The organism is Micromonospora sp. WMMD754, from assembly GCF_049315235.1.
GTDB lineage: Bacteria > Actinomycetota > Actinomycetes > Mycobacteriales > Micromonosporaceae > Micromonospora > Micromonospora sediminicola.
In genome coordinates this window covers 5,728,949-5,743,001 of the sequence record NZ_CP186058.1, presented here as the reverse complement: position 1 = coordinate 5,743,001, position 14,053 = coordinate 5,728,949, and the positions used below count along the sequence as shown (strand labels likewise).

At 75.7% G+C, this 14,053-nt stretch carries 14 protein-coding genes; 3 read left to right on the top strand and 11 right to left on the bottom strand.

The genetic code is table 11. The features are described from left to right. Positions 1 to 22 precede the first annotated feature (22 nt). The 9 genes from ACN27B_RS27015 to ACN27B_RS26975 all read right to left on the bottom strand — a co-directional run bounded on the left by ACN27B_RS27015 (position 23) and on the right by ACN27B_RS26975 (position 7,306). Complete coding sequence (locus tag ACN27B_RS27015; RefSeq protein WP_091574100.1) at positions 23 to 781, bottom strand: hypothetical protein; 759 nt, start codon at positions 779 to 781, stop codon at positions 23 to 25. Next, complete coding sequence (locus ACN27B_RS27010; RefSeq protein ID WP_422741902.1) at positions 781 to 1,182, bottom strand: hypothetical protein; 402 nt, start codon at positions 1,180 to 1,182, stop codon at positions 781 to 783. Before ACN27B_RS27010 ends, ACN27B_RS27015 begins: the two co-directional genes overlap by 1 nt. Positions 1,183 to 2,353: 1,171 nt before the next feature. Continuing rightward, a complete protein-coding gene (locus ACN27B_RS27005) occupies positions 2,354 to 2,836 on the bottom strand; it encodes a phage tail protein (RefSeq protein WP_091574102.1) in 483 nt (160 codons plus the stop codon). Between the two features lies 1 nt (position 2,837). After that, positions 2,838 to 4,082, bottom strand: coding sequence for a phage tail sheath family protein (locus ACN27B_RS27000; RefSeq protein ID WP_099160690.1), 1,245 nt, complete (start codon positions 4,080 to 4,082; stop codon positions 2,838 to 2,840). Positions 4,083 to 4,099: 17 nt separating this feature from the next. Beyond that, complete coding sequence (locus tag ACN27B_RS26995; RefSeq protein WP_099160691.1) at positions 4,100 to 4,780, bottom strand: carboxypeptidase-like regulatory domain-containing protein; 681 nt, start codon at positions 4,778 to 4,780, stop codon at positions 4,100 to 4,102. Continuing rightward, on the bottom strand, positions 4,777 to 5,385 hold the full coding sequence (locus ACN27B_RS26990) for a glycine zipper family protein (protein WP_091574105.1): 609 nt from the start codon (positions 5,383 to 5,385) through the stop codon (positions 4,777 to 4,779). The genes ACN27B_RS26995 and ACN27B_RS26990 overlap by 4 nt, the downstream gene beginning before the upstream one ends. Before the next feature lie 14 nt (positions 5,386 to 5,399). Then, positions 5,400 to 5,744, bottom strand: coding sequence for a hypothetical protein (locus tag ACN27B_RS26985; protein WP_355518374.1), 345 nt, complete (start codon positions 5,742 to 5,744; stop codon positions 5,400 to 5,402). 143 nt (positions 5,745 to 5,887) lie between these two features. Beyond that, positions 5,888 to 6,688 carry an LppM family (lipo)protein gene (locus tag ACN27B_RS26980; protein WP_422741898.1) on the bottom strand — a complete coding sequence of 267 codons (801 nt, stop codon included), beginning with the start codon at positions 6,686 to 6,688 and terminating at the stop codon, positions 5,888 to 5,890. Between the two features lie 141 nt (positions 6,689 to 6,829). Then, complete coding sequence (locus ACN27B_RS26975) at positions 6,830 to 7,306, bottom strand: nitroreductase/quinone reductase family protein (RefSeq protein ID WP_091574108.1); 477 nt, start codon at positions 7,304 to 7,306, stop codon at positions 6,830 to 6,832. Positions 7,307 to 7,505: 199 nt separating this feature from the next. Here ACN27B_RS26975 and ACN27B_RS26970 point away from each other — a divergent pair, with 199 nt between their 5' ends. Beyond that, positions 7,506 to 9,827, top strand: a complete 2,322-nt coding sequence (locus tag ACN27B_RS26970; protein ID WP_422741895.1) for a glycogen debranching protein — start codon at positions 7,506 to 7,508, stop codon at positions 9,825 to 9,827. A gap of 24 nt (positions 9,828 to 9,851) precedes the next feature. Here ACN27B_RS26970 and ACN27B_RS26965 read toward each other — a convergent pair whose 3' ends face one another. After that, positions 9,852 to 11,006 (bottom strand): FAD-dependent monooxygenase, encoded by a 1,155-nt coding sequence (locus tag ACN27B_RS26965; RefSeq protein WP_422741893.1) that lies wholly within the window; start codon positions 11,004 to 11,006, stop codon positions 9,852 to 9,854. Positions 11,007 to 11,074: 68 nt separating this feature from the next. Between ACN27B_RS26965 and ACN27B_RS26960 the strand changes: the two genes are divergently transcribed. After that, the gene (locus ACN27B_RS26960) at positions 11,075 to 11,698 is read left to right on the top strand and encodes a TetR/AcrR family transcriptional regulator (protein ID WP_422741892.1); all 624 of its coding nucleotides are present in this window, start codon (positions 11,075 to 11,077) and stop codon (positions 11,696 to 11,698) included. 148 nt (positions 11,699 to 11,846) lie between these two features. Further along, positions 11,847 to 12,989, top strand: coding sequence for an FUSC family protein (locus tag ACN27B_RS26955; RefSeq protein ID WP_099160696.1), 1,143 nt, complete (start codon positions 11,847 to 11,849; stop codon positions 12,987 to 12,989). Between the two features lie 7 nt (positions 12,990 to 12,996). On the opposite strand, the gene ACN27B_RS26950 is transcribed toward ACN27B_RS26955, so the two are convergent. Further along, positions 12,997 to 13,986, bottom strand: coding sequence for a LacI family DNA-binding transcriptional regulator (locus tag ACN27B_RS26950; RefSeq protein WP_422741889.1), 990 nt, complete (start codon positions 13,984 to 13,986; stop codon positions 12,997 to 12,999). Positions 13,987 to 14,053: the final 67 nt, after the last annotated feature.

Sequence of the window (14,053 nt, the reverse complement as noted above, 5' to 3'; positions counted from 1 at the left end):
GTCGGGGCGGGTGGTGGTGTGGTCACGGGGCCCCTCCGGTGGTGGTGGCGTCGGGCGGTGGGCCGGCGACGCCGGTCGCCGGCACCGCCAGCGCGGTGCCGGCCGGCACCGCGAGCGGGTCGGTGATCCGGTTGTGCTCGGCGAGCAGCCGCCAGCGCAGCGGCGAGCCCAGCGCGTCGTGGGCCAGCAGGTCGAAGCGCACCCCGGACCAGCCCGGCTCGGCCGCGCCGTCGGCGGCGGCGACCACCGCCGACCCGGGCGCCACGGTCGGCGTGCTCGCCGCGGCCAGTTCCTCCTCGAAGCCGGCGCGGGCCGCGTCGGCGGTCTCCGCCACCCGCACCAGGCGCAGGCGCAGCCAGGAGCGCCGCGGTGTGCCGGTGAGGGTGAACGCGTCGAAGCGCTCCGCGATCGCCGTGATCACGCCGGGCACGTTCCAGGTCTTGCCCCAGACCAGCCGGACCAGCGGCGGGCGCGGCCAGCCGTGCTCGACGGTCGAGTTCTCCGCCAGCATCCACAGCGGACGGGTCAGCGCGCGCACGTCCGCCGGGCGGGTCGGTGACTCCACGAAGTCGATGTCGAAGAGCAGGTCCAGCACCAGCTCGGTCCGACCGCCGCCGGTGAAGACCAGTGGATCGTCGGCCCGGCCGGCGCCGACGAGCGGTCCGTCGGGGCCGCCGCGCGGGCGTACTCCGGCCAGCCGGGTCACCTGCACGGTCTCCGGGTTGAGCAGGCAGTCGACCCGGGTTCCGGACTCGTCCACGAGGAAGGCGACGCGTTCCATCAGCCACCCGCCTGTTCCCGGTCCAGCCGCGCCGTGTCGCCCCACGGCACGGCCCGCGTCGCCGGGGTCCACCGCACCGGCTCGCCCGGCAGCGCCGGCCACGGGTCCGCGTGTGCCGTGCCGCCCTCGGTCGCCCGGCCCGCGCCGGTCGGCGCCGGGGCAGTGGTGCGGGTCGGCTCCGCGTCGGTCGGCAGGGCGGGCCAGGGGCCGGCGGACGCGGGGCGGGCGGGTCGCTGCCCCGGTCGCGCCGGGAACTCGCCGCCGGGTGCCGCGTCGTGTCCGTCCGGGTACGGCGAGCCCGTGACCTGCCCTGGGTGGTGGCCGGCGGACTCGGCGAGACCACGCCGGCCGTCGCGGGTGGCCGGTGCCGGCCGCAGCGCCGGTAGCGCGGCAGCGGTCACGAACGGGTGTCCGTCCCCCCGGCTGGACGGGAGGTCTGCCCCGGCGACGTCACCCGGGTGCGGTCCGCGGCCACGGTTGGCCGGCGCGAGGTCCTCGCGGTCGGACCGTCGGGCGGGTGACGATGTCCGCTCCGGTGCGCGCAACGGCCTACCGCCGCGCGACACGACAGCGCCGGCTGCGTCGACCATGCGTGCCGAACCGACCGTGCCGGTCGTGGCCGCCGAGCCCGCGTAGCCATTCGGTCCGGTTGCACCGGTCATGCCGGCTGGACCGGTCGCGCCGGCTGCACGGGTCCCGCCGGTCGCGCCCGCGCCGCCGGCTGTGTGCGCCGTGTCGGCGATGCGCGGCGTTCTCTTCGGGCCGCCTGACCCGGGCACCGACCGGTACGCCGGCGCGATGGAAGGCGCCGCGGGGTCGCCCGGCCGCTCGTCACCGCCGGCGGGGAACCCGGTACCCGCCGCCGAACATCCCGTCCCGGCCGGTTCGTTCCCCACCACCGCCCAGGTGGACGCCGATCCCGGCCGCGGCGATCCCGTGTCGGGTGGTGCCGTGCCCCGTTGCGCCGGCCCGCCGTCGACCCCCGTCTCCGGCCCACCGATGGGGCCCGCCGGTGCGGCACCCCGTCCACCGATGTCCTCCCGTGCCCGGCCCCCGCGCCGACCCGTCCCGCCGCAGTCGGCACACACCCCCGACGACGCGGAGCTCCCACCACCCGAGACCCCTGTCCCGCCGTCCGGGAGCTGCGGGAGATCTTGGTAGGAAACGGCCCCTCCAGGGGCCTTTTCGTACCAAGATCTCGACGGATCGGGAGCGAGGGAGCGCTGCCGGGATCGGGGCAGGCCGCGCCACAGTGCCTTCCAGCTCCGCCGCAGCCGACTCGCCCGAGCCCGTCGCGCCGGAAACCGGTCCGCGTTGCCGCGGGCAGACCGGTCCGCGTCTCCGCTCACCGGCCGACCGGCACGGGAGGAGGCGCCGGTCGGATCGGCGAGATGTGCGTGCTCGACCCGGGGCGGGGGAAGGTCGCGCAGCAGGCCGGGGGCGTGCGCCGCCACCAGACGCCGCCAGTGCTCGGGCGGCTGGCCGGGCGGGGGCGGCACGTCCTCCGGTGCCGACGGTGAGCCCGGCCCGGACAGGCGGTCGGCGGCGGCCCGCAGGGCGCGGGCCAGCCGGTCACGCGGTCGTCGGGGCGGCGGCACCGCCGGCCTCCAGCTCCAGTCCCTCGTACGCCAGGGTGAGCGCCTCGATGGCGATCTCCTGCGACAGGGTGTTGAGGTGCGCGCCCCGCCACCGGGTCGGCCAGGCGTTGATCATGTTCCAGCGCAGCACCTCGGCGGTGCCCGCCGGGTCGAGCAGCACCACCGAGACGTTGCGCCGGTTGACCGTGCCCTTCGCCGCCGCGTTCACCCAGTCCCACAGCTCGCGTGAACTGGTCAGGCCGAAGTGGAGGGTCACCGGGGCGTACTCGACCTGACCCGGCACGGCCCGGATGCGCTCGTTGCCGGCCTCCCGGTACGACAGCGCCGGTATCGCCACCTCGAAGCCGCTGACCTCGGTGAAGTGCCCGTTGGTGATGCCGTTGATGAGCAGCTTGAAGTGGTACGCGCGGTACGGGTCGACGGGTGCGCCCGGCTGCGGCGTGGCCGTGGTGGGCATGTCAGCCTCCGATCGTCTCGGTCTCGGTGCCGCCGGCCCACTGGCTCAGCTTGAACACCACGAACTCCGCGGGCTTGACCACCGCGATGCCGATGTGCGCCACCACCATCCCGGCGTCGCGTACGTCGGCCGGGTTGGTCTCCTCGTCGCACTTGACGAAGAACGCCTCCTCGGGGGTGCGGCCCAGCAGCGCGCCGTCGCGCCACACCCGGGTGAGGAACGCGCCGATGTCGCGGCGGATCGAGCGCCACAGCGTGAAGTCGTTCGGCTCGAACACCATCCACCGGGTGCCGTTGGCGATCGCCTGCTCGATGGAGATGGAGAGCCGCCGCACGTTCAGGTAGCGCCACTCGCTGGCCTCGGCGGCGAGCGTGCGGGCGCCCCAGAGTCGGATGCCCTCGCCGGCGAAGAACCGGATCACGTTGACGCCCTTGGGGTTGAGCACGTCGTGCTCCGGCCGGGTGACCCGGTACGCCAGGTCGACCGCGCCGCGTACCGGCTCGTTCGCCGGGGCCTTGTGCACGCCGCGCAGCGCGTCGGTGCGGGCCCAGATGCCGGCCACGTGCCCGCTGGGCGGGGTGAGGACGAGGTCGCCGCTGAGCGGGTCGCGGACCCGGATCCAGGGGAAGTAGAACGTGGCGAAGTCCGACTGCCGGGGCCGGTCGCCGCCGGTGCCGGGCGGCTCGTCGTCGCCGTCCTTCGGCGTGTCCTCGGCGGGCTTGCCGGCAGACGGCTCGGCCGGCTTGGCGGGCTTGCCGGGGGTGGCGACCCGGGTGAGTCGGGAGACGTCGGCCACCTCGGGCGGCGGGTCGCAGATCGCCACCATGGTGCGCAGCCGTTCGGCCATGCTGATCAGGGCCTCGTGCGAGACCGGGTCGTGGTAGCCGGGGGCGGCCAGGATGGAGATCTCGTCGATCGCCTCGAGCAGTTGCAGGCCGCCGCGCCGCCCGCCGGTGCCGGTGAGCTGGCCGCCCTCGCCGACGTTGACCACCCAGCAGCGGGTGCCGCCGTTGTCCAGGAAGCCGAACACGGCCCGGGCCAGCGGGGTGCTCTCCAGGTGCTCGCCGTCGGCGTACAGGCGCAGGAACTCGGTCCAGCTGTTCACCGCCAGCGCCTGGCCGACGTGGGCGCCACGGTTGGGCGCCAGTCCGACGAACGCGGCGGTGCTCATGCCGACCGGGCCGATCGGGCGGGCCCCGCCGGGCACCTCCTCGACGTAGATGCCGGGGGAGAAGTAGGTGGGCATCGGTCCTCCTCGGGACGTCAGTCGGGGGCGCGGACGACGACCAGGTCGTCGCCGTTCGGGTCGAGTTCGGCGGTGTGGACGCGCCCCCGGCCGATCAGCCGGATCCGCACCGGAGCGTCCGGGGCATCGGGGTCGTGCGGCACGCCGACCAGCCGGAACCGGCCGGTGGCGTCGGTCTCGGTGGCCTGGGCGGTGCCGACCAGCTCCACCCTCAGGGCGGCCAGCGGCTGGTCCTGCGGCCCGACCACCCGGCCGGCCACGGTGCGCATGTCGAGCTGCCGCAGCCGCAGCGGCTGCCGCACCGGCGGCGCGGTGGGCGCCGGCCGGTCGATGCGGGCCGGCACGTCGAGCAGCAGCGCCGGCCGGGGCGCCACACCGAGCGCCCGCCACAGCGCCGGGTCGCCGGCGGCCAGCACCAGCTCCGGCTGCCCGGCCGCGGTGGCCGCGGCGAGCACCCGGTCCAGCGCCGGCAGCGCCGCCGGCCCGCCGCCGCTGACCAGCAGCCGGACCACGAACCGGTACGGCTCGCGGGCCGCGCCGCCGGTCGCGGTCTGCCGGGCCGGCCGCAGCTCCAGCGGCCAGACCGTGAGGCCGCCGTCCGGGTCGTCGCGCGGCGGGCCGACCGGGACGGGCGCGCCCGCCGTCCCGGTCAGCCAGGCCGCGACGTCCGCGACGGCCGCCTCGATCGCACCGGTCATCGCGGCGGCGTCCCCTGGATCCGGTACGCGATGGCCTCGTTCCAGACGTGCGGGTAGACGCCGATCTCGAAGTAGCGGGTGAAGCGGTTGATCGGCGCGTTGGTGTGGTCGTGCCAGAGCAGCCACACCGGGGCGATGGTGAACAGCGCGTAGTTGAGCGCGACCAGCGGCAGGTAGAGCGGGCCGAGCAGCCGGGCCTGGAACACGTGCACGTCCTCGTGCCGCTGGATGCCCGGGCTGGAGCCGGCGCAGACCGTGCCGATGGTGGTGGCGTACCTCGGGGAGACGCCCTCGACCACGTTGACCCGGCCGCTGGCGGCCGAGACGACCCGGTCGAGCTGGTGGCCGAAGACCAGGTGCAGCGCCAGGTAGAGCGCGCCGGCGAACGTGTTGAGCAGGCTCCAGGTGTGGTCGACCACGAAGAGGAAGATCCCCTTCGGGTCGGCGCCGTACGTGCCGGCGGAGGCGACCGCCCAGCCGAAGGGCGCGCCGACGAGCAGTCCGACGACCGCGCCGACCAGCAGGCCGACGGTGCCGGCGGCGGCCTGCCCGAGCACGGCGCCGAAGACGATCTGGACGGCGGCGCTGATGATGCCGAAGACCATGGGGGTCACCTCTCTCAGACCCAGGAGCGGACGAAGCGGGGCTCGCGCCCCTGGGCGAGCTGGGTCGGCGACGCCTGTGTCGCCTGCCGGTTGCCCGGGGGCAGCTGGTTGATGCCGAGCGCGGCGGAGAAGATGACCAGGCCGTTGAAGAACGCGATGATCCACTTCTCCGGTCCGGCGTCGGCGGCGAACGCGGCGGTCAGGTAGGACAGCAGCAGCGCGAAGCCCAACGCGATCCACTTGCGCGCCTTGTCGCCGCTCGGTCCGATCAGGCCGCCGATGACGTTGGTGGCGAGCAGGGTGGCGGCGCTGGCGCCGGTGAGACTGCCCAGGGCGGCCCAGGTGAAGAGATCGTTCACGGCGATCCCCCTTTTCGATCGTGCGGTGGTGCGGTCGGGGTGGGATGGTGCGGCGGTCCGTGGCGTCGCCACGGTCGCGCCCGGGTCGGCGGTGGGGGACCGGCGAGGCCTCGCCGGTGGTGGGAGGGCCGCTGCGGCGGGACTCAGGCGGGTGGGCCGGTGGGAGGCGTCGGCGCTGCCGGGGCCGCGGGTGCGGGCGTGGCGGCGACCGGTGCGGGGGCGGCGCCGTCGCGGGAGCGACGTCGCAGCAGGACGACGACCGCCACCGCGACCAGGAGCAGCAGCACCACCACGCCGCCGACGACCAGCAGCCAGGGGAAGGAGCCGCCGGTGACCGCGGCGACGGCCGCGCTGGTGGCGGGCGCGGGTGGCGCCTCGGCGACGGCGCGCAGCTCGGCCGGCTTGGGCTGGTTGGCGACGACCTTCCAGCTCACCGAACGCCCGTTGATCGCGCCGTTCGTGTCGAGCACCCGGCCGGGGAACGTCACGGATATCTCGAACGACATCAGCGTCATGAACGCCTGCTGGTTGCGCGGATCCTGCTCGGCCACCTTTCCGCCGTATTTCTTCGGATCCAGCGGCAGTGAGAAGCGGTAGAGATCGCCGTCGCGGACAAGATTCACACTTTCGCTGGTGAATTGCGACAGCGGTGTTTTCCGGTACGCGATCTGAATGCCGTAGTAGGTGGCGTCCTCGTACCGGCTCTCGACGCCGGCGGGAAGCGTGGGAATGTTCTGCCGCAGTTCGGCGAAGGCCGCCGCGACGTCCGGGTTCCGCTGCTTGAGCACGGACTTCTGGGCGGTCAGCAGGAGCTGGCCGGAGACCGTGTCGTCGGTGTTCACGGTCAGCCCGAGGTTGAGCTGCATGCAGCCGCTCAGTGTCGCCACGAGGGCGAGACACACCGCGAGGCGGAATGCCCGGCTGCGGCGGAGTCTCGTATTCATGCGCCCAGTGTGGGCGGTCGCGTCACGGTCGGCAGTCAGCGATCAGCCAGCGCTTTGTCGCCGATCTTACCGGCCGGCTCTCCCATTCGGACGACCCCGGATTCCCCGGCGATCGATATTCTGGAAGGTTGTTCGCGAATATCATTCCGCCGCGATGATCCGAAAGACCGGGAGGTCGGCGGCGACCCGGGTGAAATCGGCGAGCGGGGCGTCGCGGTCCACCGGGACGTGCGGACGCGCGCCGGGGGCCAGCGCCAGGTGGCGGCGCAGGATCGGCGGCCGCTGCGCCACCGGCACCTCGACCAGCCGCACCGGTTCCCGGCGGCCCCGTCGCAGCACCGCGCGTCCGCCGGCGGCGCGGACGTTGGCCACCCAGTTGACCCGTTCGCCCAGCATGGACACCAGGTAGCGCTCGCCCTCGTGGTCGGCGACCACGAGCGGCACGGCGACGGTCCGGCCGGTGCGCCGGCCCGGCACCTCCAGGGTGACCCAGTTCCGCGGGCCCAGGCCGGCGGCGTACTGCGCCGCGGTCAGGGCGTTCATCGCCCGGGCGAGCCGGTTCGGCCGGCCACCCCGGTACATCCACCTCAGCTGTCGGTGCCACGGCCCCGTACCCATCGGGATCTCCCTCCGTCCCCTCCATTACGGACCCGGCCGGGTGGCGCCGGCCAGGGCCGTTCGGCCCCGGGTGCCGGGCCCTTTACCGGATTGAAATCGACTGTTATCTTTCCGGCAAAACTTGCAAGGTCTTGCAGCAACCGGAAGTCGGCCGGCGTCCGTACGCACCATCCACCCCCGCGTCCCGTCGGAGACCGCCATGTCCAGACCCCGTCCGGTCCTCGCCCTCCTCCTCGCCACGGTGCTGGCCGCCGTGGGCCTCACCGCCGCCGCACCCGCCGGCGCCGCCGTCGACGCCCGCGCGCTCGGCGCCCGCTACGACGCCACCGGCTCGACCATCACGTTCCGGGTCCACTCGACCGCCGCCACCCGCATCGCCGTCTACCTGTACGCCACCCCCACCGGCGCGGCCGAGAAGGTCAGCCACGTGCTGACCCGGGACGCCTCCGGCGTCTTCGCCGTCACCGTCGACGTCGCCACGCTGCGCACCACCCACGGCATCACCGGCACCGTCTGGTACGGCTACCGCGCCTGGGGGCCGAACTGGCCCTACAGCAGCGCCTGGACGAAGGGCTCGGCCGCCGGTTTCGTGGCCGACGTCGACGCCGCCGGCAACCGGTTCAACCCCAACAAGCTGCTGGTCGACCCGTACGCGCGGGAACTGAGCCACGACCCGCTGCGCCCGGGCGCGACCGACGACTCGGTGTACGCCTCCGGACCGGCGTACCGGACCGTGGACAGTGGCCCGTACGCGCCGAAGGGCGCCGTGCTCGCACCCGCACCGACCGGCGCCACCGGCGTCAAGCCCACCCGCCCGCTCAAGGACGACGTGATCTACGAGGTGCACGTGCGCGGCCTCACCCGCGACGACCCGAGCGTGCCGGCGGCCTGGCAGGGCACCTACCGCGGCGCCGCGACGAAGGCCGGTTACCTCGCCTCGCTCGGCGTGACCGCGGTGGAGTTCCTGCCGGTGCAGGAGACGCAGAACGACACCAACGACGTCGACCCGACCGGCACCGCCGGGGACAACTACTGGGGTTACATGACCCTGAACTGGTTCGCCCCGGACCGGCGCTACGCCGCCGACCGGTCGCCCGGCGGGCCGACCCGGGAGTTCCAGGCGATGGTCAGGGCGTTCCACGACGCCGGCATCAAGGTGCTGCTCGACGTGGTCTACAACCACACCGGCGAGGGCGGGGCGCGCACCGCCGGCGGTGCGACGGTCTACGACCTGTGGTCCTGGCGCGGCCTGGACAACCCGACCTACTACTCGCTGACCGCCGACCGGCAGGCGCCGTACGACAACACCGGCGTCGGCGGCAACTACAACACCTACCACCCGGTCGCCCAGGATCTGATCGTCGACTCGTTGGCGTACTGGAAGGACACGCTCGGCGTCGACGGGTTCCGGCACGACCTCGCCACCGTCCTGGGCAACACCTGCCAGCACGGCTGCTACCGGTACAGCCGCACCGACCCGGGCACCGCGCTCAACCGCATCGTGCGGGAGATGCCGCCCCGGCCGGCCACCGGGGGCGCCGGGGTCGACTGGATCGGCGAGCCGTGGGCGATCGGCGACGGCACCTACCAGGTCGGCAACCTCCCGGCCGGCTGGTCGGAGTGGAACGGCCAGTACCGGGACACCGTGCGCAGCGACCAGAACCGGATGGGCTACGACCCGGTCACCCCGGGCCGGCTCGCCACCCGGATCGCCGGCTCCGCCGACCTCTACGGCGACGACGGCCGCCGGCCGGGGAACTCGGTGAACTTCCTGGTCGCCCACGACGGGTTCACGCTGCGCGACCTGTACGCCTGCACCGCCAAGAACAACACCCAGCCCTGGCCGTACGGCCCGTCCGACGGCGGCAGCGACGACAACCGTTCGTGGGACCAGGGCGGCGCCCCGGCCGACCAGCGTCGGGCCGCCCGCACCGGGCAGGCGCTGCTGCTGCTCTCCGCCGGCACCCCGATGCTGACCGGCGGCGACGAGGTGCTGCGCGGGGTGCGCTGCAACAACAACCCGTACAACCTGGACTCGCCGGCGAACTGGCTGAACTGGAGCCCGGACGGCAACCAGACCACGTTCCGCACCTTCACCTCGCGGCTGGCCGCGTTCCGGGCCGCGCACCCGGCGCTGCGCCCGGCGACCTTCTACTCCGCCGGTGACGGCAACGGCAACGGGATGGCGCAGCTGAGCTGGTTCACCCCGGCCGGGACCGCGCCGGACGCCGCGTACTGGGACGACCCGAACAACCACGCGCTCGGCTGGCGGATCGACGGCACCGAGTTCGGCGACCCGGCGGCGGCGGTCTACGTCGGCTACAACGGCTGGTCCGGCGACGTGAGCTTCACGCTGCCCGCGCCCGGCCCCGGCCGGCAGTGGTACCGGGTCACCGACACCTCCACCTGGGCGGAGGGGCCGGACCAGGTGGCCCGCCCGGGCACCGAGGTGGCGGTGGGCGGCCAGGGCACGACGTACCTGCTGCGCGGCCGGGGCCTGCTGCTGCTGGTCGCCCGCTGAGCGGCGGGCCCGGTGCGCCGGTGGTCAGCCCGGCGGCTGCCAGTCGGCGTACCGGGCCATGCCGCGCAGCGCCGTCCGGGACGGGGTCAACCGGATCGCCGTGTCGCGCAGGGCGAGCGCCACCGGGTTGCGCACCTGCTGGCCGTACCGCGCGGTGCGCAGGGCCGCCCGGGCGACGGCCTGGCTGCGCGGTCGCCGCTGCCGGTCGTACGCGGCCAGCGCGCCGGCGAGGTCCGCCGCGCCGTCCGCGCAGACGACGCCCAGCACCACCGCGTCCTCGATCGCCTGCCCCGCCCCCTGGCCCAGGTGCGGCGTCATCGCGTGTGCGGCGTCGCCCAGCACCGCCACCCGCCCCCGCACGTACGACGGCAGCGGGGTGGCCAGGTGCATCAGGTCCGTCCGGAGCACCGCCTCCGGTGGTGTGGCCGCCAGCAGCGCCGGGATCGGCTCGTGCCAGTCGCCGAACCGCTCCCGCACGGCGGCCAGTTCGTCCGGCTCGTGCCCGCCGGGCGCGGCGACCTCCGCCGCGTACCAGTAGAGCCCGCCGTCGCCGAGCGGAACGGTGCCGAACTCGCGGCCGGCGCCCCAGGTGACGGCCGTCGCCACCGGCGCGGGCCAGGCGATCGCCGCCCGCCAGGCCGTCGAGCCCGAGTAGGCCGGTGGCGGTAGCTCCGGCCACAGCCGGCGGCGCAGCGTGCTGTGCAACCCGTCCGCGCCCACCACGAGATCCGCCGCCAGGACCTCGGTCGTGCCGTCCACCCGGCAGGTCACCGACGGCGCGTCGGCGTCGACGTCGACGACCTCGACGCCGGTGCGCAGCGCCCCGGCCGGCAGCGCGCCCCGCAGCAGGCGGTGCAGGGCGGTCCGGTGGATGCCGAGCGCCGTGGTGCCCAGCGCGCGGTGCAGGTCGGCGCCCTCGATCCGGGACAGCCACCGGCCGGAACGCCGGCGCAGCCCGCCAGGGGTGTCCGGCACACCGTCGCGCCGGACGGCGTCGCCGAGACCGAGCGCGTCGAGCCCGCGCAGCGCGTTGGCCATCAGCGTCAGGCCGGTGCCGAGTTCCCGGGGCCGGCCGGCGCGCTCCAGCACGGTGACCCGCCACCCGTGCCGGCCCAGCGCGAGGGCCGCCGCCAGCCCACCGATCCCGGCGCCGACCACCACCGCGTGTGGTTCGCCCACCCCACGCCCCCTTCTACAGATGTAGAAAGCGATACTACCGTGGTCGGGCCCGGCTGAGGAGAGTGGACGTGAGCGCACGAGCGACCCGGGTGGCGACGCTCGCCGACGCGGCGGTGGGGCTGCTCGCGGCCGGCGGCATGCGGGCGCTGACCCACCGCGCGGTCGACGCCGCCGCCGGGATGCCGCCCGGCACCACGTCGGCCTACCTGCGGACCCGGCGAGCGCTGATCGAGGCGGTCGTGCAACGCCTGGCCGACCTCGACCGGGCGGACCTGGTCGACCACGACCTGCCCACCGCGCCGACCGGGCCCGCGCCGCCGCTCGGGCCGGACGGGCTCGACCAGCTCGCCGCCGGCGTGGCGGACGTGCTCGACCGGTGGCTGACCGTGGGGCGCGACCGGACCCTGGCCCGGTACGCCTGCCTGCTGGAGGCCACCCACCGGCCCGAGCTGCGCGCGATCCTGCACCACGGCAGCGTCCTGCGCGTGCAGGCCCGTGAGCTGCTGGCCCGGGCCGGCGCCGCGGACCCGCTCCGGCAGGGCGACCAGTTCGTGGCGTTCGTCGACGGGTTGCTCTTCGACCGCCTGGTCGGCGCCGGCGCGCTCAGCGCGCCACCGCCCGGCACCCCGGCCAGCCGGGACGACCTGCGCGCCGCCGTGCGCACCCTGCTGCGCGCCTTCACCGGCGCCTGAGCCGGCCGGCGCGCCCCCGTTCCCGGCCGCCCGACCTGGCCGTCCGCGCGCCGGAGCCGGCCCGCCGCGCCAGGCACGGGCACCGCCCGCCCGACCCGGCCGGAGCGCGAGACCGGAGGATGGGTGCCGACGGCACGGGAGGTGGGCGATGGCAGCGGGAACCGGGGGCCGGACCGCTTCGGCGGTCCGGGAGGCGGCCGGACGGCTGCGGCGGGGCTGGGTGCCGGTGGTCGAGGCGACGCTGGCGGCCACCGTCGCCTGGGTCCTCGCCACCCGGATCGTCGGGCATCCGCAGCCGTTCTTCGCGCCCGCCGCCGCCCTCATCGTGCTCGGGCAGGCCCGGGGCCAGCGGATGCGCCGGGCGGTGGAGGTGGTGCTCGGCGTCGCCGCCGGCGTGCTCGTCGCCGACCTGGTGGTGCAGGCGCTCGGGCCGCGGACCACCTGGACCGTGCTCACCGTCATCCTGCTCACCGTCGCGCTGGCGGTGGCGGTCGGGGCCAGCTCGGTCACCGTGGTGCAGGCCGCCGTTTCCGCGCTCTACCTGGTGGTGGTCTCGCCGCCGACCGAGTCGCTGGTCCCGTTCCGGTTCGTCGACGCGCTCATCGGCGGCGCGGTGGCGGTGGTCGCCAGCCAGCTCGTCGACGCCCGCCGGCCGCTCGCCCCACTCGTCGCCGAGTTCCGGCACACCTTCGCCGAGCTGGCCGGCGTGCTCGACGACGTCGCCGCCGCGCTCGACGACACCGACGACGAGGCGGCCCTGGCCGCGCTGGAGCGGGCCCGGCACGCCGACGCCGGGGTGGAGCGGCTGCGGGGCGCGGTCCAGGCCGCCGGCGAGGCGCTGCGGCTCAACGTACGCCGCCGCCGGCACCTCGGCCGGCTGCGCTCGGTGGAGGGCTCGATCCGGCAGATCGACTACGCGGTCCGCAACGTGCGCGTGCTGGCCCGCGCGGCGGTCACGCTGACCCGCAGCCCGTCGCCCGTCCCGGCCGACCTCGGCGCCGCGGTACGCACGCTCGGCGAGGCCGTCCGCTCGGCCGGCGACGCGCTCGCCGCCGACCTCGACGGGCAGGAGCAGATCGCCGACAGCCACGCCGCCCGGGTCGACGTCGCGGCGTTGGAGGCGGTCCGGTCGGCCGGGCGGCTGTTCACCGCCGGCCCGACGCTGCCGCTCGCGATGATCATCGGCCAGGTCCGGGCCACCGCCATCGACCTGCTGCGCGGCGTGGGCGTGGACGACGACGCCACGGTGCTCAGCCGGGTCGACACGGCGGTCGGCGGGCCGGAGCGCTGAGCGCCGGTCAGGCGCTCTCCCGGGTCACCAGCGTGGACGCGAAGGCGGTCGTCGGCGCGACCGGCGCCCGGGTCAGCACGGCCGTGGCCGCGGCGGCGGCGATCCGGTCCACCGGGTGGGTCGCGGTGGTCAGCGGCGGGCTGCTCACCGCGGCGTACGGCAGGTCGTCGAAGCCGGCGACCGCGACGTCGTGCGGCACCCGCAGGCCCCGCCCGCGCAGCGCCGCGATCACCCCGAACGCGGTGGCGTCGCTGGCCGCGTAGACCGCGTCCACCTCCGGCCACCGGCGCAGCGCCTCCAGCGCCGCCCGGCCGCCCCGGGCCGTGGTGAAGTCGCCGGTCACCACGCGTTCCGGCAGCCCCGCCGCGCGCATCAACCCCCGGTACGCGGTCACCGAACGCTCCGCGCAGACCAGCCAGCGCGGACCGGTGACCATGACGATGCGGCGGCGGCCGGTGGCGTGGAGGTGGCGCAGCACCGCCTCGGCCCCGGCCGCGTTGTCCACGTCGAACGAGGGCACCGTCGCCGAGCCGGTGCCGATCGAGACGACCCGGCCGCTCAGCCGGGCCGGCACCGCCGCCAGCGCCGCCGGGGTGGTGTTGACCAGGATCACGCCGCAGACGCCCCGGTCGGCGCCGAGCCGGCCCAGCCCCGACGGGTCGCCCAGCGGCAGCCACTCCAGCGCCACCCCGACGCCGTGCGGCGCGCACACCCGCGACGCGGCGCTCACCACCCGGTGCACGTACGGGTCGTCCAGGACCGTCCCGGCGCGGCCGATCACGGCCACCACCAGCCGTACCCCGGCGCCGCGCACCAGCGCCCGGGCCGTGACGTCCGGGACGTAGTCGAGCCGGTCGGCGGCGGCGCCCACCCGCGCCCGCGCGTCCGCCGAGGTGAAGCCGTAGCCACCGAGCACCCGGGAGGCGGTGGCCCGCGACACCCCGGCGGCCCGCGCCACGTCGTCGAGCGTGGCGGGTCGTGCGGTCGGCGTGCCCATGCCCGCATCATGCCCGGTCGGGGCCGGCCGGGGTAAGGGGTGGGAGCGCTTGTGGTGGTAGCGCTCT